Source organism: Hymenobacter sp. (assembly GCF_031398885.1).
Lineage (GTDB): Bacteria > Bacteroidota > Bacteroidia > Cytophagales > Hymenobacteraceae > Hymenobacter.
The window spans coordinates 75,201-97,891 of sequence record NZ_JANNOD010000031.1; the positions used below are offsets into that span (position 1 = coordinate 75,201).

Sequence of the window (22,691 nt, forward strand, 5' to 3'; positions counted from 1 at the left end):
TCTGTCCCGGGAAATAAAGCGCGTCGCGGTCCTGTTCGACGGCTGTAACCCGTGCTACCGCAGCAGCACCAAGCGCCGGCGCTGGCAGGTGCCGGCCGTTTCGAGCACGTAGTAGTACACGCCGCCGGGCAGCGCCCAGTCGGCCGCCGCGAGCGCGTAGGCGTGGGCGCCCGCGCCCCGCGGGCCGTCCACGAGCGTGGCCACGGTGCGTCCGGTCGCGTCGCAGAGCCGGAGCCGTGCCGGGCCCGCTTCGCGCAGAACGTAGGCGATGGTAGTGCGGGCGGCGAACGGGTTGGGGAAATTTTGCGCCAGCGTGGCCGCGGCGGGAGCTCCGGCAGCGGCGGTAGCCAGCGGGCCTTGGGTGGTCAGCTCCACGGCGCCGGCATCGAAGCGGGCGGTGCCGTCGCCGTTGCCGTCCTGCGGGCGGGCGGTGCCGAGCTGGTCGGCGGCGAGGCCGGCCACGGGCACGCCGGCGTCGACGAGCGGGCTGGTGCGGGCCAGCGGATGCACCCAAATCTGCTGGCCGGCCACCCCGAACGACTGCAAGGGGCGCAGGCCGAGGTCAGGGCCGTAGGTGGCGGCGGCCAGGTTCTGCACGGCCCCGGCGGTGTTCTGCACGAAGTTGCCCCCGCCGCTCAGGGCCGGGAAGTTCACGGTTTGCTCGCGCGCGCTGCCGGCGGTGCCGGCCCGGTTGCCGGCGAAGGCGCAGTTGGTGAAGGTTAGGTTCTGGGCATTGGGCGCGCCGGCAATCCAGACGCAGCCGTCGGCGCGGTCGGCGGCGTTGCCCACGAAGGTGCTGTTGGTGATGCGGATGGGCACGCTGGCCGGGGTGTTGAACACGGCCGCTCCGCCGATGTCGCCGCCGCCGGTGGCGGTGCTGGCGCGGTTGCCGCTGAAGGTGCAGTTCTCGACCGTGATGCCCTCGGGCCCGCGGCAGTCGAGCCACATGCCGCCGCCCTGCTGGGCCACTTCGTTGTCGGCCAGGGTGCAGTTGCGCACCAGCAGCGAGGCCCGGTCGCGCACGTGAAACGCCCCGCCCTTCGACTCGTTGTACTGCCCGCCGCGCAGCACCCGGTTGTGGGCGATGGTCGTGTTTTCAATCACGTACTTATCGAGCGAGTAGCCCCACAGGAAGAAGCCGCCGCCGAGGCCGTGCACGGTGTTGCTGTCGACCACGCAGCGCCGGATGGTGGTGGTGCCGCCCACGTTGTCGGTCTGCTCGGTGCCGTTGCAGCCGTCCTGGAAAATGGCCCCGCCGGCGTCGGCCTCGTTTTTTCGAAACAGGCAGTCTTCCACCCGCAGCCCGCCCAGCAGCACGTAAATGCCGCCGCCCACTACGCCCTTGTTGCGGGTGAAGGTGCAGCGGCGCACGTCGAGCAGGGCCGCGCCGCCCACGCCGTTGGGCAGCACCGTAGCGGCCGGCCCGCCGCCGTAGGTGGCGATGGCCCCGGCGCTGAAGCCGTCCTGGGCCACCGCGCCGTCGTTGCGGTCGAACACGCAGTCCAGCACCGTGGCGCGGGCGCCGTAACCCACGAAAATGGCCCCGCCGCGCTCGCCCACGTTGCCTAGGAACCGGCAGCTTTCGACCCGCAGCGTGTTGGGGTCGAGCAGCTCGATGGCCCCCCCGCGCAACTTGGTGGCGGGGTTGGCGTCGGCGGCCCGGCCCCGGGCGAAGGTGAGGTTGCGCACGACCACGGTCACGAAGCTGTACTCGACGAGCAGGATGCGCACCTGGTTCTGGCCGTCGAGCGTCAGGTTGGGGGCCCGGCGCCCGTCGATGACGACGCTGCGGTTCACGGTTAGTTGGCTGGCGAGGCGGATGGTTTGGTTGGCCAGGCCGGGGACGAAGAGTACGGAGTCGCCGTTGGCCGCGCTGGCCAGCGCCTGCCGCAGCGAGCCCGGCCCCGTGTCGTTGGCGTTGGCCACGAGGCGCACAGCCTGGGCGTGCAATTCCGCAAGCCCGAAAAGCCCGAAAAGCAGGAGTAGGCTGAGTTTTTTCATAGTATTTAGGGAAAGAAGGATGGCGCAGGCCTGGGTCCGTACTAAGGTAGGGGCCGGCCCGGCCAATTCGGACCGGGCGGCGGTGTAGCCCGCGGCCCGGCCGTGCGGTGGAGGTTGGGCGTAGCGCGTTTCTTTGCGGAGCATGAACACCCCGACGCGCCGCCTTCAGTACTTTTTTTCCGGGCAGCAATTCTCCGATGGCGTGCGCACCACGCTGGCCATCCTGCTGCCCACGCTGCTGCTGGCGCAGGCCGGCCGCTTCGAGCTGGGCATCACCGCGTCGCTCGGAGCCCTGTGCCTGAGCGTGACCGATGCCCCGGGGCCCGTCAAGCACCGGCGCAACGGCCTGCTGGCCGCGTTGGGGTTGCTGGTGGCCACGGGCTTGCTCACGGGCTTTGCGGTGCGCAACGTGTGGCTGCTGGGGCTGGAAATAAGCGCGCTGGGCTTTTTGCTGACCATGTTTCTGGTGTGGGGCGCGCGGGCGGGGGCGGTGGGCACCGCCGGGCTGCTCAACGCCGTGCTGGTGCTGGCCCATCCGCCCGCCACGCTGCGCGAGGTGCTGCTGCACGTGCTGCTGCTGCTGGCGGGCGGGCTGTGGTACGCGGCCCTGGCCCTGCTGGTGCACCGGGCCCGGCCCTACCGCCCGGCGCAGCAGGCCCTGGGCGAGTGCGTGCACGCCCTGGCGCGCTTCCTGGAGCTGAAAGCCCGGTTCTACGACCCCCGCACGGCCCTGGCCGACGACTACCGGCAGCTGGTGGCCCAGCAAGTGGTGGTGAATGAGAAGCAGGAAGCCGTGCGCGACCTCCTGTTCCGAACCCGTCAAATTGTGACCGAAACCACCAGCACCGGCCGCCGCCTGGTGCTCACCTTTGTGGAAACCGTGGACCTCTACGAGCGCATCACGGTCAGCTACTACGACTACGCGGCCGTGCGCGAAGCCTTCGGGCCCCACGGCGTGCTGCCCGGGGTGGCCGCCCTCATCCGCCACGTCGCCACCGAGCTCGACCACCTCGGCGTGGCCATTCAGACCAACCACCCCTACCGCGGCCCCGGCCCCGACCTTGGCGCCGAGTGGGGGCGGTTGCAGGTCCGCATCAGCGCCCTCGACGAAGACCCCGCCGCCGAGGGCAGCACCCGGGTGCTGAAGAAAATCCTGGTCAACCTGCGCGACATCATCCGGCGGGTGGGCAACATCCGCCGCTACTTCGACGAGAGCCTGGCCGCCGCCGCGCCCACCCCCGGCCGCGCCGCCGAGCACGCCCAGTTCGTGGCCCACCAGGAAATCGAGCTGCAGGCCCTGGGCCAGAATTTTACGCTGAACTCGGCCGTGTTTCGCCACGCAGTGCGCATGATGCTGGCCTGCCTGGTGGCGTTTGTGGTGGGCGAGGGGCTCTCGCGCGGCGCGCACAACTACTGGATTCTGATGACTGTGACCATCATGCTCAAGCCCGGGTTCAGCCTTACCCGGCAGCGCAACACCGAGCGGGTGCTAGGCACGCTGGCCGGCGGCGCGCTGGGGGCCGCCGTGCTCTGGCTGGTGCCCCGGACCGACGTGGAATTCGCCATCCTGGTGGTGTTCATGGTGCTGGCCTACAGCTTCCAGCGCACCTACTACCTCGTCACGGTGGTGTTCCTGACGGCCTACCTGCTCATCTTGTTCAGCTTTCTGGGGCTCAATTACATCGGCGTGGTGGAGGAGCGCATTATCGACACCCTGGTGGGCTGCGCCATTGCCTTCGCGGCGGGCTACTTCCTGTTTCCGCGCTGGGAATCGGCGCAGTTGCTGGACCTGATGGCCGCCGCCCTGCGCGCCAACCTGGCCTACCTGCGCCAGCTGGCCGACCGCCTGGCCGGGCGCCCCCTGCCGCCCAACGAATACCGCCTGCTCCGCAAAAACGTGTACGTGAGCGGCGCCAACCTGGCCGCGGCCTTTCAGCGCATGCTCGCCGAGCCCAAAAGCAAGCAGCGCCGCCCCACCGAAACCCACGAGTTCGTGGTGCTGAACCACATTCTTTCCTCCAACATCGCCGCCCTTACCGGCACCCTGCGCGAGGCCGCCCCGGCCGTGCCGCCCTTCGCGCCCGAGAGCCGCCGCGCCCTCACCAGCGCCCTGGCCGCGCTGCACCAAAGCCTGGTGCGCGTGGCCCCCGCCACGCCCCCGTCCGCCGCCGGGCTGGGTCCCGCCGAAACCGCCGGGGCCCCCGGACCCGACGACAAACTGCTGCTGGAGCAGCTCACGTTTCTGCAAAAGGTGAGCGGCGACATCAGTCGGGTGACGGAAGTGCTGAGCAGCTAGGACCTTGCCCGGGCCGCGCCGATTTTGACAAGGACGAAATGTTCCTCGTGCGGCGGATGATTAGCCCTGGTGCCGCGGAAGCCGGACCCGGACTCGATTGGCAACGAAAAGCCCCGCCAACTTGCGCTGACGGGGCTTTTCGTTGCGGGGTGACAGCCATTGTTAGCGCCGGAGCGGAACAAGCAGCCAAGATACTACCGGGCCGGCTTCTTCCGGCCCGCGCCGCCGGGTTTTTTGCCCCCGCCGTCGTTTTTGTTGACCGTGGCCCAGGCGCGGGCTTCGGCTTCGGCGGGCGGCACGCCCTGCGCCTCGTAGCCTTCCTCGATGTGCTGGGCCTGGCGCTTCTGCTTGTCGGTGTACTTCGCTTTATCTCCCTGGGGCATGGCGGTAAGGATGGTGAATGGTGAAAGAAAGTTCGTTGTCAGTTGCTCGTTGTCAGTGTTGCTCCAAACAAGCAACTGACAACTGACAACGAGCAACTGACAACGAACAACTCGGCTACTTTTGGTCAATTACTTACGTGGGCGGAGGGCGGGAGTTGGGCGGCGTTTGTTACCTTCGCTACCGGCCCTGGCCGTCTCAATCCGCTTATGCGCCACGTCGCCGACATTCCCCACCCCGCCGTCAAAATCACGTTGCTGGCCTGGAACGGCAAGTTTCTGCTGAAATTGGAGCAGGGCAACCTGGAGCAGACCTACAAAGTGGCCGAGCTGGACCTGCTGACCGGCACCGACGCCGAGGCGCGGGCGCTGCTCGACGAGGAGTTTCTGAGTGCCGCCATTGGCCGGTTCCAGGCCATGCGCGCCGACCTGCAGGCCGCCTTCGACCGTCACGAGCTGCGCTAGTATGTTGGCCCTTTAATTTTTTCCCCATGCCCAAACTACTCGCCTCTCTGCTGGCCTTCGTGGCCTTCCTCGTTGCCGCCCCGGCATCGGCCCAGCTCTACGACGTGCGCGCAGCCGACGTGAGCTACAACAAAAGCCCGCGCCCCGCCCTCAAAGTGCAGGTCGACGGCAAGGCGTCCGACGTGCGCGACTACTTTCAGGAGTGGATGCGGAAGAGCTACAACGTGAAGTTCAAGAGCGGCGGCGTGCTGGGCTTCGGGAAGAGCGACGTGCTGGTGGCCCGCCAAACGCCCGCCAGCGCCATTTCGGGCAAGCTCGTGGACCTCTACGCCACCATCGCGGCGCCCTCCGATTCGGTGAGCGAAGTGGCCGTGTTCGGCGGGTTCGACGACAACACCTTTTTCGACCCCGCCAAAACCGCCGCCGAGTACAACGCCCTGCGCGGCATCGTGCAGAGCTACGCGGGCGCGGCCCGCCTCAAAGCCTACCGCGACCTGATTGCAGACGCCGAGAAGCAGCTCAAGGCCGCGGAAAAGGAAAAAGAGCGGCTCGAAAAAAACCGCACTTACCTGCAAAGCAACACCGCATCCAACCTGGCCCGCATCGAGGAATTGAAAAAAAAGAACGCCGAAAATCTGCAGCAGGCGCGCTCGGACTCGGCGTCGCTGATAAAAAATGCCCAGGTGGTTGATGAGAGCCGCCTGCGCCTGCAGCGCCGCCGCGACCGCCTCTCGGCCCTCGACCGCAAAAACTAGCCCCCGCGCCGGCCGTATGCTGCCCATGGACCATTCCCCTTCGCCCCTCGACACCCTGCGCCAACTCAAGGACATGCTGGACGCCGGGGCCCTCACGCCCGCCGAATTTGAGATGCTCAAGCAGCGGTTGGTGTTCGACGACGATGCGCTCTTTGCCCCCGCCGCGCCGGAACCGGTAGCGCCGGCCGCCGGGCCCTTCCCGCCCGTGCCGGTCCCGCCGGGGGCGGAGCCGCCGTTGCTGGCCGACGACCAGTCGGCGGCCGCGGTGTTTGCGGCTTTCCCGCCCGCGACGGACCGCCCTACCGCCCCCGAAGGCTCGGCCGCGCCCGTTTCCTTCGCGGCGCCCGCGCCGGCGGCGGTACCGCCGCCGGACCCCGAACCGAATTGGGTGGCCGATGAATTCCCGGACTCCGGGGCGCCGGCGGCGCGCAATCCGCTGATGCTGGTGCTGTCCATCGGGGGCTTGCTGGCCTTGCTGGGGCTGGTGGTGTACCTCTCGCTCAACCGGCCGCCGTCCGAACGGATTTCCAGCACCAGCCTGACCGCCGCCGATACCCTGGCCGCTCCCATCGAAACCGGACCCCAGGCCGAGCCGCTGCCCCCGGTGGTGGCCGCGGCGCCCGAAACGGTGCGCGTGGCCCCCACCAACCCCGCGCCCCCCGTGCAGCCCCGGCCCGCGCCGGTGGTGCGCGACTCCGCCGCCGCGGCCCCGCCAGCCGCGCCAGCGGATTCGGCCGCCGGCCAGTAGCGCCGGTTTGCCACCGAGGAGCTTGCCCCGCACGGCCTCAACACGCGCGCCCGGCGGCCGTATGCTAAACCCCAGCCGGCACCGGCTGGGGTTTCTTTTTTCCGTTCCCCACCTTCCACCTTCCACCTTCCACTTTCCATTTTCAATGTCGTTCTCTCGCTCATTGTTGCCCCGCTGGGCCGCCGTGTTGGCCGGGGCGGGCCTGCTGCTTGGCGGTTGCTCGTCGCCCGCCGACAAGTCCAAAACCACCGAAACCGCCCCGGCTGCCAACGATTCCACCGCGGCTTTTTCCGCTGCCACCGGTTCGCCCCTGCAGGTCGTGGCCGAGTTCACGGACCCCCAGATGGTGGGGGTGGCCGTGGCTCCCGGCGGCAGAATATTCGCCTGTTTTCCGCGCTGGGACTACAACCCCGTATACTCCGTGGCGGAAGTCGGCCCCAACAACACCCTCAAGCCCTACCCCAACGCCGGCTGGTGCACCTGGAACGACTCGGTAAAATCCGAACCCCTGAAGCATTGGATTTGTCCCCAGAGCGTGTTTGCCGATAAGTCGGGCATGGTTTGGGTGCTCGACCCCGCTTCGCCGGGGTTGAAGGCCACCGTGCCCGGCGGGCCCAAACTGGTGAAAACCAACCCCAAAACCGGCCAAGTGCTGCTCACCATTCCTTTCTCCGAAGCCGTGGCGCCGCGCAATTCCTACCTCAACGACGTGCGGATTGACTTGCAAAACAACTACGCCTACATCACCGAATCCGGCGTTGGGGCCCTCGTGGTGGTCGACCTGAAAACCCTGAAAGCGCGCAGCGTGCTAGGCAAGCACCCGTCTACCAAAGCCGTGAAGGGCTTGGTGGTGAAGGCCGAAGGCCACCCAATGCTCGATGCCACGGGCAAGCCCGCCCAATTCAACGCCGACGGCATCGCTCTGAGCGCGGACAATGCCTACCTCTACTACTGCCCACTCACGGGCCACACCCTCTACCGCATCAAAACGGCCGCCCTGCGCGACCCGGCCCTGAGCGAGGCCCAACTTGGCCGGCAGGTGGAGAACGTGGGCGAGATTCCGGCCAGCGACGGCCTCGAAATCGACGCCGCCAACAACGTGTACCTCACCTCGTTTGAGCAAAGCGCCCTGTTGCGCCGCACGCCCGTCGGCGCCATCCAAACCGTGGCCAAAGACGCCCGCCTGCAGTGGCCGGATACGTACAGCTTCGCGGCCGACGGCAACCTGTACGTCGCCAATTCGGCCATTCACAAAACCCCGAACTGGAACAAGGGCGTGGGCCAGCCCCGCCAGCCCTTCCGCATCTTCAAAATGCCGCTGCCCAAGTAGGCGGCACCTGGCCCCCGCCCAATGCGGGCAAATGCAAAGAAGAGCCGCGCCCGGCGAGGGAGCGGCTCTTTTGTTTTTGTCGGGTTGTCGGTAAACGAGTTATTGAAACGCGACTTTTTGAATTTTTACGCCCTTGGTAAAAATGTCATACTTCTCGCTGGGGTGCGTGAGGATGTCCATGCAGTGCCGGTGGCGCTTGTTCATGGTGTCGTGCACCGTGTACACGCCGTCCAGTTCGGATGAAATGCCGCGCACCTGCACTTTGTCCCCGTACTTAAACTTGCCGCCCCAGTGCTCAAGCAGGTCCCGGGATAGCGCCATCCAGCGGATATGGCTGCCGTAATGGGGCTTGATGCGGGAGTTATCGGCCGTCACAAACGGCTCGTCGTCGGTCTGGCTCGGCACGGCCTGGTAGGCGGTGGCCGTCACGGTGTAAGTGAGGCTGCGCGCCACCAGCGACTTAATCCTGGCCGCCGGGCCCTTTTTCGCGCGGGGGCTTATCACCCGGCGGGCGTCGGCCGCCGGAGAAAAAAAGGCTGCCATGCCCGTGGCCTTGGCGGTCAGCTCGTGGTTAAAAAGCGGCGTGGTAAACGCCGATGAAGCTAGCAATACGTCTAAAAATAACCTGACATTAAACATCAATTAGGGATTCGTACACCCGCCATTTCGGCCCGGCAGTATGGGCGCAACCCACCCTTTTTGAGGATAGGGAAAGATGTTAACGCTTAACCACATAGATAAGTTTGTTGAAAATAAATTGTCCAATGAAAGCACGTCTCAAGCGCGGAAGCGGCCACAATATAGCCAAAAGTTTATATATTCTGGCCCGACGCTGGCCAGGCCATTTGAATGGTTCAACTATTTTCACTATGCACCAGCAGGCAGGCAAGGAAAAATGGCCTCCACAACGCCGTAGAGTAAGCTCATCACTCCAGCCGACGGCCCATTTCACCCTTTGCCGGCGTCGCCCGGCGCAAGGACCCGCCAGCGCCCGCCGCAGCTTGTCGGGTAACTTGGATAGCCTCCAATACCAGCGCCCGCACCTTGCGCCCGGCGGGCGGAGGCAAGGCGCCAAGCATTATGTCCCCCCGCTGAAGTTGCGGTAGCTGGTGCTCGGCTCGGGGATGGCGCAGCAACTAAGCCGGCGGCGCAGCCCAGCAGCGCCGCGTACGGGGCTGCCTCAGGCGCAACCTACTGTTGGGGTATTGGCGCGGGCTGGCAATGCCGTTGGCCATCAGCCGGCCACTGCCGTAAGGGGTACCACCCGGGCGCATTGGAAATGCCAGCCACCGGGAAGTTGCCCGAAGCGCAGGAGCGGGGAACTTGCCACGGGCAAACGGAAGTTGGCGGCACCTTACTTCGAGCAAGATGCATTTTGCGTTCGGCACTGGGGCAAGGAATTGTGCGTCAAATTCCGCCTCCCGTCAGTTCGTACAGGTTATTTTGGATAGATTGCTGCCTCGAAAAAACAGGACTGCGACGCATATTCACTGTAACCCACTTGTTACCATATGAATTTGCAAAACCGAATCTAGGTTTTTGGCTTGCAATCAGTTCGTTTACTTTTGCGTTGTTGCCTCAGCCCCCAGCCTTATGGATACTTACTCGTATATCGCCAATGCCGACGCGGCGGCCATCGAAACCCTTTACCAGGCTTACCAGCAGAATCCTGAGTCGGTGGATTTTGGCTGGCGCAAGTTCTTTGAAGGGTTCGATTTCTCGCAGCAGTTTCCCGAAATAGGCACCGCCCCGGGGGAAGCCGCCGGGCAGGCCGGTGGTGCCCCAGCCAATGGGGCCGCGCCGGCCAGCCGCAATGGCTCGGCCAACGGCCACGCCGCCGCGAGCGAGCAGCCGGACGGCCAAGGCGTGCTCGAGACCGCGGCTTCGACCAACAATGCGCCCGGCCTGAGCAGCGGCGAAACGGTGGCCAGCGACAAGGAAACGGCCGTGCGCAACCTCATTCACGCCTACCGCAGCCGGGGCCACCTGCGCGCCAGAACCAACCCCGTGCGCGAGCGCAAGGACCGCAAGGCCCGGCTCGACCTGGGTGATTTTGGCCTGAGCGAGGCCGATATGAACTCGGTTTTTAAAAACGCCGAGGAACTGGGATTGGGGGCGCAGGCCACGCTGCGCGACATTGTGGCGGCGCTGGAGAAGATTTACACCGGTCCCATTGGCTTCGAGTACATGTACATCCGCGACCCGCAGGTGCTGGACTGGTTCCGTGAGAAAGTGGAGCAGGACTCGCTGGCGTTTAACCCCGGCGTGGCCTACAAGAAGCGCATTCTGAAAAAGCTGAACGAGGCCGTGGTGTTCGAGAACTTCCTGCACACCAAGTTTTTGGGGCAGAAACGTTTTTCGCTCGAAGGCGGGGAGACGACCATTCCGGCGCTGGACGCCATCATTGGCAAGGGGGCGGAACTGGGCGTGGAGGAGGTGATGATAGGCATGGCCCACCGCGGCCGGCTGAACGTGCTGGCCAACATCATGGGCAAGACGTACGAGCAGATTTTCTCGGAGTTCGAAGGCACGGCCGTGCCCGACCTGACCATGGGCGACGGCGACGTGAAGTACCACATGGGTTACAGCTCGGAAGTGGAAGCCAGCGGCGGTCAGAAGGTGAACCTGAAACTGGCGCCCAACCCCTCGCATCTGGAAGCGGTGAACCCGGTGGTGGAAGGCTTCGTGCGGGCCAAGATTGAGCACCAGTACGGCGACGACTACCACAAGATTCTGCCCATTCTGATTCACGGCGACGCGGCGCTGGCGGGCCAGGGCATTGGCTACGAGCTGACCCAGATGTCGCTGCTGGAAGGCTACAAAACGGGCGGCACGGTGCATTTCATCATCAACAACCAGGTCGGTTTCACCACCGATTTTGAGGATGCGCGCTCGTCCATTTACTGCACCGACATCGCCAAAATCATTGACGCACCGGTGGTGCACGTGAACGGCGACGACCCCGAAGCCGTGGTGTTTGCCGTGCAGCTGGCCACCGAGTACCGCCAGCAGTTCCACGCCGACATCTTCATCGACATGGTGTGCTACCGCCGCCACGGCCACAACGAGTCGGACGAGCCCAAGTTTACCCAGCCCACGCTCTACAACCTCATCTCGAAGCACCAAAACCCGCGCGAGGTGTACAACGCCATGCTGGTGGCCCGCGGCGACGTGGACGCCGAGCTGGCCAGCCAGATGGACAAGGAATTTCGCGACACCCTGCAGGCCCGCCTCGACCTGGTGAAGCAAAAGCCCTTGCCGTATAAGTACCAGGCCCTGGAAAACGAGTGGCGCAGCCTGCGCCGCAGCACGGCCGAGGACTTTGAGCAGTCGCCCGAAACCGGCATTGCGGCCGACGTGGTGGAGAAAGTCGCCAAGGCGCTGACCACGATTCCCGAGGGCTTCAGGCCCCTCAAGCAGATTGACAACCTGCTGAAGGAACGCCGCAAGATGTTCTACGAGACGCGCGTGCTGAACTGGGCCGCCGGCGAGCTGCTGGCCTACGGTTCGCTGCTCGCCGAAAAACACATCGTGCGGGTGAGCGGGCAGGACTGCCAGCGCGGCACGTTCTCGCACCGCCACGCCGTGCTGCACGACGCCGAAACGTCGGCGCCCTACAACTCGCTCAACAACCTGGAAGGCGAGCACGAGGAGCTACGCATCTTCAACTCGCTGCTGAGCGAGTACGCGGTGCTGGGCTTTGAATTCGGCTACGCCATGGCCAACCCCACGGCGCTGGTGGTGTGGGAGGCCCAGTTCGGCGACTTCGCCAACGGCGCCCAGACCATGATAGACCAGTTCATCGTGAGCAGCGAGAGCAAGTGGCAGCGCATGAACGGCTTGGTGCTGCTGCTGCCCCACGGCTACGAAGGCCAGGGCCCGGAGCACTCCAACGCCCGCCCCGAGCGGTTCCTGCAACTGGCGGCCGAAAACAACATCGTGCTGGCCAACCTGACCACGCCGGCCAACTTCTTCCACGCCCTGCGCCGGCAGCTGACCTGGAGCTTCCGCAAGCCGCTGGTGGTGATGTCGCCCAAGAGTATGCTGCGCCACCCGCTGTGCGTGTCGCCGGTGGAGGAGTTCACCAGCGGTCACTTCCGCGAGGTGCTGGGCGACACCTTTGCCGAGGCCAAAAAGGTGAAGCGCGTGCTGCTGTGCTCGGGCAAGGTTTATTTCGACCTGCTGGAAGAGCAGCGCGCCGCTGACCGCAAAGACGTGGCCCTCGTGCGCCTGGAGCAGCTGCACCCCTTCCCGAAAAAGCAGCTCGCCGGCGAGCTGGTCAAGTACCCCAAGGCCAAAATATACTGGGTGCAGGAAGAGCCCGAAAACATGGGCTACTGGAATTTCATGCTGCGCTACATGCGCCGCGAGCTGGAAGACGTGATTGCGCGCAAGCCCTCGGCCTCGCCGGCCACGGGCTACAACAAAATCCACGTGAAGGAGCAAAAGGACCTGGTAGCCCGCGCCTTCGACAAGCCCAAGGAAGCCGTGGCCGACGACAACATCGAGGCCACGGCCGAAATTGCCAAAAAGCAGGAATAGATTTTCTGCTGGTGGCTATTAGCTGTTGGCTTCGTTCTAGAACAGATGCTAACAGCCGATGGCCATCCGCTAACAGCTTAAACGAATGATAACCGAGGAACAGATTCAGGCCGTGGTGCGGCGCATCGTGGAAGGCTACCAGCCCGACCGGATTATTCTGTTCGGCTCGTACGCCTACGGTGTGCCCACGGAGGATTCGGACTTGGACTTGCTGGTTATTAAACGCAACGCGGAAGCCAAACGGGCCGAGCGCTCCATTGCCGTGTGGCAACACCTGTGGAATGCGGATTTGCCGGCAATGGACATTCTGATTCGGACCCCGGATGAGCTGGAAAGGGCCGCGGGCGTTGCGTATTCGGTTGAAACGATAGCCTTGCAGCAAGGCCGGCTTCTGTATGCAGCCTAAAACGCCGGAGCAGAAGCGCGCGGAAATACTGCTGCGGGTGGCCGACCGCGACATGGAAGTTGCGGAGCTTTTGCTGCGCCATTCGCCGCATCTGTACGAAAACGTTGGATTCAGTTGTCAGCAGGCCGTGGAGAAATACGCCAAGGCAGTCCTCATCGCCAATAATTTACTGGCTCCCCACATTCACGTACTGGTAAAGCTCTTGCTGCCGCTGGTTCAGTCGTCGCTTATCGTGCTCGATTCGACGGATACGGCCGCCGCCGCCACGCTGCAGGACTTTGCAGTGGAGTGGCGCTACGAAACCGACGATGCACCCGGCTACACCTCAGCCGATTTACTGGACATGGCGCGTCGCTTCCAAAGCAAATTGCGCCCGCTGGCCGTCCAGTTTTTAACCTAACCCCTTCAGCCGTGCCAAGCGGCGCTCTTCTCTCATGTCCATCGAAATCAAAATTCCCGCCGTTGGCGAATCCATCACCGAAGTCACCATTGCCAAGTGGCTCAAGCAGGACGGCGAGGCCGTGAAGCGCGACGAGGTCATTGCCGAGCTGGAGTCGGACAAGGCCACGTTTGAGCTGCCCGCCGAAGCTGATGGTGTGCTGAAAATCCGGGTGCCCGAGGGCGAGACCATCGGCATCGGCACCATCATCGCCGACTTGAACGGCGCGGCCAACGGCGCCGCGGCCCCCGCGGCTTCGGCCGCCCCGGCCCCGGCCGCAGCCTCCGCGGCCCCGGCCACACCCGCCGCCGCGGCCGACCCCGTGAGCCAGGGCGAGCAAAACCCGCAGGCCAGCGACCAGGCCGGCTACGGCGGCGCGCCCGAAGGCAAGGCCAGCACCGACCCGGCCACGCCCGGCGCACCCGCGGCCAGCCCGGCTCCGGCCGCCAGCCCAACGGCAAGCGGCGGCGGCTCAATAGAAATGAAAATTCCCACGGTGGGCGAGTCCATCACGGAAGTGACGGTGGCCAAGTGGCTGAAAGCGGACGGCGCCCAGGTGAGCCGCGACGAGGTAATCGCCGAATTGGAGTCGGACAAGGCCACCTTCGAACTGCCGGCCGAAGCCAGCGGCACGTTGCGGCACGCCGTGAAAGAAGGCGAAACCATAACCATTGGCGCCGTGATTGCCCGGATTGAGGGTGGCACGGGGACTGCTCCAGCCGCTGCCGCCCCGGCCGCTGCTCCGGCTGCCCCCGTTGCGGCGCTGGCTGCGCAGCCGGCCAGCAGCGGCGCGGCTACTTACGCGACGGGTGTGCCGTCGCCGGCAGCGGGTAAGATTTTGGGCGAGAAAGGCGTCGCGGCTACGGACGTCGCCGGTACCGGCCGCGACGGCCGCATCACGAAAGAGGACGCGCAGCAGGCGCAGCCCCGGCCCGCCGCGCCGGCCCCGGCCGCGCAAGCCGCGCCCGCGCCTGCTGCTCCGGTCCAGCCCGCCCCCGGCCCCCAGCAGCCCGGCGCACGCACGCAGCGCCGCGAGCGGATGAGCAACCTGCGCAAGACGGTGGCCCGCCGCCTGGTGGCGGTAAAGAACGAGACGGCCATGCTCACCACCTTCAACGAGGTGAACATGCAGCCCATCATGGACCTGCGCACCAAGTTCAAGGACAAGTTCAAAGAAAAAAACGGCGTGGGGCTGGGCTTCATGTCCTTCTTCACCAAGGCCGTGTGCGTGGCCCTGCGGGAGTGGCCCTCGGTGAACGCCCAGATTGACGGCACCGACATCGTGTTCAACGACTTCTGCGACATCAGCATCGCCGTGTCGGCCCCGAAAGGGCTGGTGGTGCCCGTCATTCGCAACGCCGAAACGCTGTCGTTTGAGGGCATTGAGAAGGAAGTGGTGCGGCTGGCCACGCTGGCCCGCGACAACAAGCTCACCATCGAGCAGATGACCGGCGGCACGTTCACCATCACCAACGGCGGCGTGTTTGGCTCGATGATGAGCACCCCGATTATCAACGCCCCGCAGTCGGCCATTTTGGGCATGCACAACATCGTGCCGCGCCCCGTCGCCGAGAACGGCCAGGTGGTGGTTCGGCCCATGATGTACCTGGCCCTGAGCTACGACCACCGCATCATCGACGGCCGCGAATCGGTGAGTTTCCTGGTGCGGGTGAAGGAGCTGTTGGAAGACCCCACGCGCCTGCTGCTGGGCGTGTAATCAGGCGATGTCAACGGAAGCCAAGGCGGCCGGCAATTACTGCCGGCCGCTTTTTTTTGCGTAGAACGGCCCATTGATTGGCCCAAAATTTTCGATTGACGTTGAATCAAGCTCACGCACGCTGACCATGAAACACTCAAAAAAGACTAATCGCCCCGCCAAGTTCTGGCCCGTCATGGGCTTTGCCACCCTGGCTGGCATGCGCAGCATGAGCGGCCCGGCCTTTCTGAGCCATTGCCTTGCCCGGCAGTCCCCGGCGGGCCTGATTGGCTCGCCGCTCCGGTTGCTGCGCAAGCCCGGCGTGGCCACCGTGCTTAAGGTGCTGGCCGGCGGCGAGATGATGGCCGACAAGCTGCCCAACGCGCCCAACCGGACGGCCCCGCCGGTGCTGCTGGGGCGGGTGCTGAGCGGGGCGCTGGTCGGGGCGGCCTGGTACCGTTCGCGCGACGGCAGCGCACTGGGCGGGGGCTTGCTGGGCGGGCTGGTGGCCGGGGCGGCCACGTTTGCGAGCTACGCGCTGCGCACGGGCATCAGCGAACGGGCGGGTGTGCCGGTGGCGCTGGTGGGAGTGGGCGAGGACGCGCTGGTGCTGGCCGGCGGCGCAGCGCTGCTGCGCGGGCAGCGCCCGGCGCAGGACCACTGGCGCCCGATGTAGCGGCGGGCCGGGTGCAGCACCCGTGACAATCGTGCGCCAAGAGGCCCGGCCGGCGGATGACCGGGGCGGAGCCTGCGCGTAGGTTAGCTTTGGCCGGCGGGGATGGCGTGCCGGGCGGCGGGCGAGTAATTTGGCGCTTTGCTTACGAATGCGCGTCTATGCCACCGGTGGTTCTGGGAATTAATTGCAGCGGGTTTCATTCTTCGGCTTGCCTGCTGGGGCCGGCGGGGGAGGTGCTGGTGGCCGTTGCGGAGGAGCGGCTCACCCGCGTGAAGCAGGACAAGGCGTTTCCGCGCCGGGCCATTCGCTACTGCTGCGAAGCGGCCGGCCTTGCCACGGAGGACATCACCGACGCATTCATCGGCTGGAATCCGGCCCCGTACCTGGCCAAGCCCACGCTGAGCTTGGCCACCGCGCTTCATGACCGGGGCCAACTGGCGCAGTTGGCCCTGAGCGAGTTGGCGGCTTTGTCCGGGGGCGTGAGTGGCCTCGGCCAAACCCTGCACGGCCTGCACGGCGGCCTTACCCGCATCCATTACGTCAACCACCACCACGCGCATCTGGCCAATGCGCTGCTGCCTTCGGGCTTTGGGTCGGCTGATTTTTTTATTGCCGACGGATTTGGGGAGACGACGACGGGGCTGCTCGGCACGGCCACTCCCGACGAACTAAGTGAGCTGGCGGCCAACCGCACGCCGCATTCGCTGGGCCTTTTTTACGCCGCCTTCACCGACTTTCTCGGCTTCCAGCCCAACGGCGACGAGTGGAAGGTGATGGCGTTGGCGGCGCGCGGCAACTGGCGCACGTATTACAGTGCGCTCCGGCCTTTGGTGACGGTGGCGGGCCTGGGCTACGAGGTGGACCTGCGCTACTTCGAGTTTTTTCTGCCCTTCACCCCGCATTACTACTCGCCCAAGCTGGTGGCCTTGCTGGGCCCGCCGCTGCCGCCCCACGCCCCGCTCACGCAGCGCGAGTACGACATTGTGGCCGCCGTGCAGCGCATCGTGGAAGAGGTAGTATTCGAGCTGCTGGCCAACCTGCACGCCCGCACCGGCCAGCGGCGCCTGGTGCTCGGCGGGGGCGTGCTCATGAACTCAGTGCTCAACGGCAAGCTGCGCCAGCGCACGCCGTACGCGGAAATCTTCATCGGCGGCACTCCCGACGACACCGGTATTAGCGTGGGCAGCGCCTTATATGGGCGGCGCTACCTGTTGGGCGAAAGAACTGCGCCGGCCGAGCCCAGCCGGCATAATTTCTTCGGCCGCAACTACGCCGACTTGGTTATCGAAACCGAACTCAACCGGCGCCGGCTCCGCTACGAGCGGCCGGCCGACGTGGTGGCCGCCACGGCGCAACTGCTGCATCAGGGGCTGGTGGTGGGCTGGTTCCAGGGCGGCTCGGAGCTGGGCCAACGGGCGCTGGGGCACCGCAGCATCCTGGCCGACCCAACCCGCGCCGAGATGAAGGCCCGCGTGAACGAGAGCGTCAAGCACCGCGAAGGATTTCGACCCTTTGCGCCGGCCGTGGCGGAGGAGCGGCAAGGCGAATTTTTCGACCTGCCGCCGGGCGAAACCGCCTACTTCATGGAGAAAGTATTTGCCCTGCGGCCCGCGGCCCAGGCGAGGCTCCCGGCCGTGACGCACGACGACGGCACCGGCCGTCTGCAGACCGTGCGCGCGGCCGACAACCCGCTCTTCCACCAGTTGCTGCTGCAATTCGAGTGCCTCAGCGGCGTGCCCGTGCTGCTTAATACTTCCTTCAACGTGAACGGCATGCCGCTGGTGGAGTCGCCGGCCGATGCCCTGGACTGCTACTTCCAGTCGGGGCTCGATGCGGTGGTGCTAGGGCCGTTTCTGCTGCGCAAGTAGCGGTTTCGGCGTTTCCGTGTCCGGCAGGGGTGCAGCAGTTGGGCCACGGCCGCCCAGCACTACCAGCACCACGGCCACCACAATGAGCGCGGCGCCGCCCAGCATCTGCGGGTTCAGGCTTTCGCCGGCGAAGGCCCAGCCGAGCAGCACGGCCACCACGGGGTTCACGAAGGCGTAGGTGCCGGCCAGGGCGGGTTCCACCACGCGCAGCAGCCAGATGTAGGCCGTGAAGGCCACAATGGAGCCGAGCGTGACCAGGTAGCCATACGCCCACCAGGACTTGGCGGTGACCTGCGCCAGCTCGAACCCGGCGGCCTCGCCCCGCGCCAGGCCCACGGCCAGCATGGCCGCGCCGCCGCACAGCATCTGCATGCCGCCGGAGGCGAAGGGGGAGGGGGCCGGCCGATGGTTTTTGGCGTAGAGCGAGCCAATGGACCAGACCAGCGCCGCCAGCAGCACCGCGAAGACGCCCAGGCCCGCGTGGCCCGGCTGCTTCACGGGCGTGGCCGTGGGGTGGGCGGCCAGCAGGTACATGCCCAGCATGCCCGCGCCCAGCCCCAGCGCCACCCACCGGGTGGGCCGGGCCGAAATGCCGCTCAGCCACCCCAGTACCGCCAGAAACATGGGCACCGTGGCCACCAGCAGCGCCGCCGTGCCGCTGGGCAGGTACAGCACCCCAAACGTGGTGCCGCCGTTGCCGAACCCCAGCAGGCACACCCCAATCACGGCCGCAAAGCCCCAGCCTTGCCGCGTGGGCGCGGGCTCGCCCCGCCAGCGCACGAACCCGTAGAGCAGCGCGCCCGCCAGCCCGTAGCGCGTGCCGGCCATGAGCAGCGGCGGCATGCTGGCCACGGCAAACTTCATGACCAGGTAGGTAGAACCCCAGATTAGGTAAATCGCGGCAAAGGCCGTAAACAACGCCGCCCGCGAAGGTGCGGCAGAACCAGAATCGGGCATACAATCGATAAAATCCGCCGCAAAATTACGTTTGGCAGCAGGGGCTTTTGGGTTGCTACGTTTACAAACGGTCGTATCGAGCGCAGCCGGGACATCTCGCTCGCTTCGTTTCACGATTGGAATAGCCCAGCACGCGAGATGTCCCGGCTGCGCTCAACATGACGGCCTGTTAGCGGGCTCAGGTCTACGCCGGGCTCTTTTTGCGCTGGCCCGTTGTTGCTTTGCGCGATGAAAACCCACGTTTTGCTTGCGCTGCTGGCCTTCTTGCCCCTGGGCCCAGCCGCCGCGCAGCTCCTGCAACCCAAGCCCGCCTTTACCCGCGCCGACTCGCTGCGCGGCGGCCAGACGCCGCTGCGCACCTGCTACGACCTTACCTACTACCACCTCGCCGTGAAGCTGGACCCGGCCAAGCGGTTCATCAGCGGCTCCAACCTCTTTCGGTTCACCGCCACGCAGGATTTTACGCGGCTGCAATTCGACTTATTTGCCAATTTGCAGGTGGAAAAGGTGCTGTACCAAGGTAGAGAAGTGTCCTTCACCCGCGAGGGTAATGCGGTGTTCGTGACCTTCCCGAAACCCATTTCGAAAGGCAGCCGCGACGAGTTCACGGTGCAGTACTCCGGCAACCCGACCGTGGCCAAGAAAGCGCCCTGGGATGGGGGTATGGTTTTTACCCAGGATGCCTCCGGCAAGCCCTGGGTGGCCACCGCCTGCCAGGGCACCGGCGCCAGCATCTGGTGGCCCACCAAGGACCAGCAGGCCGACGAAGTGGACTCGATGCTCATCAGCGTGAGCGTGCCCGATGGGCTGAAGGACGTTTCCAACGGCCGCCTGCGCAAAGTCACCAAGCTCAAGGGCGGCTACACCCGCTTCGACTGGGCCGTGCGCAACCCCATCAACAACTACGACGTGGCCCTGAACGTGGGCGACTACCAACACTTCTCCGACTCCTACGCCGGTGAAAAAGGCCCGCTCACGCTCGACTACTGGGTGCTGCCCGAGAACCTGGCCCGGGCCAAAGCCCAGTTTGCCGCCAACGTGAAGCCCATGCTCAAGTCCATGGAGCACTGGTTCGGCCCGTACCCGTGGTACCAGGACGGCTACAAGCTGGTGGACGCCCCGCACCTGGGCATGGAGCACCAGAGCGCCGTGGCCTACGGCAACAAATACCAGAACGGCTACCTCGGCAAGGACCGCAGCAACACCGGCTGGGGCGCGAAGTGGGACTTTATCATCATCCACGAAAGCGGGCACGAGTGGTTCGGCAACAACATTACCACCAAGGACATTGCCGACATGTGGGTGCACGAAAGCTTCACCACCTACTCCGAAGCCCTGTTCGTGGAAAGCCAGTTCGGCAAGCAGGCGGGCCAGGAATACATCCACGGCCAGCGCCGCAACATCCAGAACGACCAGCCCATCATCGGCCCCTACGGCGTGAACCAAGAGGGCTCCGGCGACATGTACGACAAGGGCAGCAACCTGCTCAACACCCTCCGCACCGTCATCAACGACGACGCCAAGTGGCGCCAGCTGCTGCGCGGCCTGTCCAGCACCTTCTACCACCAGACCGTGACCGGCCAGCAGGTCATTGACTACTTCAACCGCGAAAGCGGCCGGGACCTCACCAAAATATTCGACCAGTACCTGCGCCACGCCAGCCTGCCCGTACTGGAAATCCGCTTCGAGAACAACCAGGTCCTGGCCCGCTGGGTGGCCGCCGTGCCCAAGTTCGACCTGCCCCTGCGCGTGCGGCTGAAGGGCGGCGAGTACCAGTATTTCACGCCCACGGCTAAGTTCGAGCCCATCAAGCAGCTGGCGGGCGCCACCAAGGAGAATTTGGAGGTCGACACGTTCAACTACTACATCGGCGTGCTGGTGGATTGAAGAGGATTTTTAGGCCCGACGCGGATGCTTTCTGCCGTACTTTTGTTTGACTGAGCAGTACCTGTTTTCCGGTTATTTCCCGCTGAAACTATGGAAACCCAAGCGCCCGTCGACTACCGCAAGATTATCACCATTGAGCCCGGCAAGCGCAGCGGCAAGCCCTGCATCCGCGGCCTGCGCATCACGGTGTACGACATTTTTGGCTGGCTGGCGAGCGGCATGTCGGAAGACGAAATTATCGATGACTTTCCGGAGCTAACCAAGCAGGATATTCGCGCCGCACTGGCTTTCGCCGCCGACCAGAATGGCCGGTTGCTTCGTGCGTCGGCCTGAGCAAAGTGATTTATAAAATGGACGGTAACCACGTGGTGAGGTAGCAGTTCAGGCGCCACATGAAGTTACTCCTCGACGAAAACCTCTCCTTCCGGCTGGCGAAATCGCTCCAGACGGATTACCCCGGAAGCTGCCACGTTAAAGACGTGAACCTACTCGAAACCGACGATATGCTGGTGTGGCAGTGGGCCCAGCGCAACGGCTTTTCCATTCTCACCCAGGATGCCGATTTTGAACAGTTAGCCCGCCTGCGGGGCCAGCCGCCCAAAGTCATTCACCTCTGATTTGGCAACAGCGCTCCGCTAAACACCGTCAGCCAACTCCGACATTGCCGCGACATTATTGCTGCCTTTTTTCTTGACCCTGAAGTAGCTTACCTGAAACTAAGCCAAGCCGCGCTCACCGACTTACCCGCTGAATAAACCTTCCCTCATGAATCAATACGACGTCACCGTCATCGGCTCCGGCCCGGGGGGCTACGTGGCCGCCATCCGCTGCGCCCAGCTGGGGCTGAAAACCGCCCTCATCGAGAAATACCCCACTTTGGGCGGTACCTGCCTCAACGTGGGCTGCATCCCCAGCAAGGCCCTGCTCGACTCCTCCGAGCATTACCACAACGCCCACACCACTTTCAAAGAGCACGGCATCGACCTGGAAAACCTGAAGGTGAACATGCCCCAGATGATGGACCGCAAAACGGGCGTGGTGAAGGCCAACGTGGACGGCATCGCCTACCTGATGAAGAAGAACAAAATCGACGTGCTGCAAGGCCTCGGCTCGTTCGTCGACAAAACGCACCTCAGCGTCGCGCCCCCGGCCGGCGGCGAGGCCCAGCAGATTGAAACCAAAAACGTCATCATTGCCACCGGCTCCAAGCCCACGGTGCTGCCGTTCATCGCCCAGGACAAGGAGCGCATCATCACCAGCACCGAGGCCCTGAACATCCGCGAAGTGCCCGGCCGCATGGTGGTGGTGGGTGGCGGCGTCATCGGCCTGGAGCTGGCCTCGGTGTACGCCCGCCTGGGCACCAAGGTGAGCGTCGTGGAATTCACCGATAGCATCATCCCGACCATGGACCGCGGCCTGGGCAAGGAGCTCAAGCGCGTGCTGGGTAAAATCGGGGTCGAGTTTTTCATGAGCCACAAGGTGACCGGCGCCACCCGCGCTGGGGACCTCGTGACCGTGACCGCCACCAACCCGAAAGGGGAGGAGGTGAAATTTGAGGGCGACTACTGCCTCGTGGCCGTGGGCCGCGCGCCCTACACCGTCGGCCTCAACCTCGAAGCCGCCGGCGTGGCCATGGAGGAGCGCGGCCGCATCAAGGTCGACGAGCACCTGCAAACCAACGTGCCCGGCATTTACGCCATCGGCGACGTGGTGCGCGGCGCCATGCTGGCCCATAAGGCCGAGGAGGAAGGCATGTTCGTGGCCGAAACCATCGCGGGCCAAAAGCCCCACATCAACTACCTGCTCATCCCCGGCGTGGTGTACACCTGGCCCGAGGTGGCCGGCGTGGGCTACACCGAGGAGCAGCTCAAGGAGCAGGGCAAGGCCTACAAGGTGGGCTCCTTCCCCTTCAAAGCCAGCGGCCGGGCCCGCGCCAGCGGCGACACCGACGGCTTTGTAAAAGTGCTGGCCGACCAAACCACCGACGAAATCCTGGGCGTGCACATGATTGGCCCGCGCATCGCCGACCTCATCGCCGAAGCCGTGACCGCCATGGAGTTCCGCGCTTCCGCCGAAGACGTGGCCCGCATGAGCCACTCGCACCCCACCTACGCCGAGGCCATGAAAGAAGCCTGCCTCGCCGCCACCGAGAACCGGGCCATTCACATGTAATTTGTGCTAAATGCGTGGGTTGTGCTCAGATGACACATCCCGGGTCGAGTCCTTACCTAAGCACACCTCACGC

Annotated in this window: 19 protein-coding genes; 15 read left to right on the plus strand and 4 right to left on the minus strand. The window is 65.0% G+C overall.

Features of this window, described 5'->3' with window-relative positions; genetic code table 11:
* Positions 1-54: 54 nt before the first annotated feature.
* Complete coding sequence (locus tag RMO51_RS05450; RefSeq protein ID WP_310392738.1) at positions 55-2,001, minus strand: right-handed parallel beta-helix repeat-containing protein; 1,947 nt, start codon at positions 1,999-2,001, stop codon at positions 55-57.
* Between the two features lie 142 nt (positions 2,002-2,143).
* Here RMO51_RS05450 and RMO51_RS05455 point away from each other — a divergent pair, with 142 nt between their 5' ends.
* Positions 2,144-4,297 carry an FUSC family membrane protein gene (locus RMO51_RS05455; protein ID WP_310392739.1) on the plus strand — a complete coding sequence of 718 codons (2,154 nt, stop codon included), beginning with the start codon at positions 2,144-2,146 and terminating at the stop codon, positions 4,295-4,297.
* A gap of 194 nt (positions 4,298-4,491) precedes the next feature.
* Here RMO51_RS05455 and RMO51_RS05460 read toward each other — a convergent pair whose 3' ends face one another.
* Positions 4,492-4,680, minus strand: a complete 189-nt coding sequence (locus RMO51_RS05460; protein ID WP_310392741.1) for a hypothetical protein — start codon at positions 4,678-4,680, stop codon at positions 4,492-4,494.
* A gap of 207 nt (positions 4,681-4,887) precedes the next feature.
* Here RMO51_RS05460 and RMO51_RS05465 point away from each other — a divergent pair, with 207 nt between their 5' ends.
* The 4 genes from RMO51_RS05465 to RMO51_RS05480 all read left to right on the plus strand — a co-directional run bounded on the left by RMO51_RS05465 (position 4,888) and on the right by RMO51_RS05480 (position 7,975).
* On the plus strand, positions 4,888-5,142 hold the full coding sequence (locus tag RMO51_RS05465) for a hypothetical protein (protein ID WP_310392742.1): 255 nt from the start codon (positions 4,888-4,890) through the stop codon (positions 5,140-5,142).
* Between the two features lie 26 nt (positions 5,143-5,168).
* Positions 5,169-5,897: a hypothetical protein gene (locus RMO51_RS05470; RefSeq protein ID WP_310392744.1), complete on the plus strand. Its 729-nt coding sequence runs from the start codon at positions 5,169-5,171 to the stop codon at positions 5,895-5,897.
* Between the two features lie 25 nt (positions 5,898-5,922).
* Entirely contained in the window at positions 5,923-6,645 is a 723-nt protein-coding gene (locus RMO51_RS05475; RefSeq protein WP_310392745.1) for an SHOCT domain-containing protein, read from the plus strand.
* A gap of 145 nt (positions 6,646-6,790) precedes the next feature.
* Complete coding sequence (locus RMO51_RS05480; protein ID WP_310392747.1) at positions 6,791-7,975, plus strand: L-dopachrome tautomerase-related protein; 1,185 nt, start codon at positions 6,791-6,793, stop codon at positions 7,973-7,975.
* A 99-nt stretch (positions 7,976-8,074) separates the two neighbouring features.
* On the opposite strand, the gene RMO51_RS05485 is transcribed toward RMO51_RS05480, so the two are convergent.
* The gene (locus tag RMO51_RS05485) at positions 8,075-8,584 is read right to left on the minus strand and encodes a hypothetical protein (RefSeq protein ID WP_310392748.1); all 510 of its coding nucleotides are present in this window, start codon (positions 8,582-8,584) and stop codon (positions 8,075-8,077) included.
* A gap of 984 nt (positions 8,585-9,568) precedes the next feature.
* Here RMO51_RS05485 and RMO51_RS05490 point away from each other — a divergent pair.
* The 6 genes from RMO51_RS05490 to RMO51_RS05515 all read left to right on the plus strand — a co-directional run bounded on the left by RMO51_RS05490 (position 9,569) and on the right by RMO51_RS05515 (position 17,602).
* Positions 9,569-12,517: a 2-oxoglutarate dehydrogenase E1 component gene (locus RMO51_RS05490; protein WP_310392749.1), complete on the plus strand. Its 2,949-nt coding sequence runs from the start codon at positions 9,569-9,571 to the stop codon at positions 12,515-12,517.
* 85 nt (positions 12,518-12,602) lie between these two features.
* Complete coding sequence (locus tag RMO51_RS05495; RefSeq protein ID WP_310392751.1) at positions 12,603-12,923, plus strand: nucleotidyltransferase domain-containing protein; 321 nt, start codon at positions 12,603-12,605, stop codon at positions 12,921-12,923.
* The gene (locus RMO51_RS05500) at positions 12,913-13,323 is read left to right on the plus strand and encodes a HEPN domain-containing protein (RefSeq protein ID WP_310392753.1); all 411 of its coding nucleotides are present in this window, start codon (positions 12,913-12,915) and stop codon (positions 13,321-13,323) included. Before RMO51_RS05495 ends, RMO51_RS05500 begins: the two co-directional genes overlap by 11 nt.
* Positions 13,324-13,357: 34 nt before the next feature.
* Positions 13,358-15,079, plus strand: a complete 1,722-nt coding sequence (gene odhB, locus RMO51_RS05505; RefSeq protein WP_310392755.1) for a 2-oxoglutarate dehydrogenase complex dihydrolipoyllysine-residue succinyltransferase — start codon at positions 13,358-13,360, stop codon at positions 15,077-15,079.
* A gap of 127 nt (positions 15,080-15,206) precedes the next feature.
* A complete protein-coding gene (locus RMO51_RS05510; protein ID WP_310392756.1) occupies positions 15,207-15,734 on the plus strand; it encodes a DUF4126 domain-containing protein in 528 nt (175 codons plus the stop codon).
* 158 nt (positions 15,735-15,892) lie between these two features.
* Entirely contained in the window at positions 15,893-17,602 is a 1,710-nt protein-coding gene (locus RMO51_RS05515; RefSeq protein ID WP_310392758.1) for a carbamoyltransferase C-terminal domain-containing protein, read from the plus strand.
* On the opposite strand, the gene RMO51_RS05520 is transcribed toward RMO51_RS05515, so the two are convergent.
* Positions 17,576-18,559: an EamA family transporter gene (locus tag RMO51_RS05520; RefSeq protein ID WP_310392760.1), complete on the minus strand. Its 984-nt coding sequence runs from the start codon at positions 18,557-18,559 to the stop codon at positions 17,576-17,578. The genes RMO51_RS05515 and RMO51_RS05520 overlap by 27 nt on opposite strands.
* Before the next feature lie 228 nt (positions 18,560-18,787).
* Between RMO51_RS05520 and RMO51_RS05525 the strand changes: the two genes are divergently transcribed.
* The 4 genes from RMO51_RS05525 (at position 18,788) to lpdA (ending at position 22,618) form a co-directional block, all read left to right on the plus strand.
* Positions 18,788-20,446, plus strand: coding sequence for a M1 family metallopeptidase (locus tag RMO51_RS05525; protein ID WP_310392762.1), 1,659 nt, complete (start codon positions 18,788-18,790; stop codon positions 20,444-20,446).
* 90 nt (positions 20,447-20,536) lie between these two features.
* On the plus strand, positions 20,537-20,779 hold the full coding sequence (locus RMO51_RS05530; RefSeq protein WP_310392763.1) for a DUF433 domain-containing protein: 243 nt from the start codon (positions 20,537-20,539) through the stop codon (positions 20,777-20,779).
* A 59-nt stretch (positions 20,780-20,838) separates the two neighbouring features.
* Entirely contained in the window at positions 20,839-21,063 is a 225-nt protein-coding gene (locus RMO51_RS05535; protein WP_310392765.1) for a DUF5615 family PIN-like protein, read from the plus strand.
* 148 nt (positions 21,064-21,211) lie between these two features.
* On the plus strand, positions 21,212-22,618 hold the full coding sequence (gene lpdA, locus RMO51_RS05540; RefSeq protein WP_310392767.1) for a dihydrolipoyl dehydrogenase: 1,407 nt from the start codon (positions 21,212-21,214) through the stop codon (positions 22,616-22,618).
* Positions 22,619-22,691 lie beyond the last annotated feature (73 nt).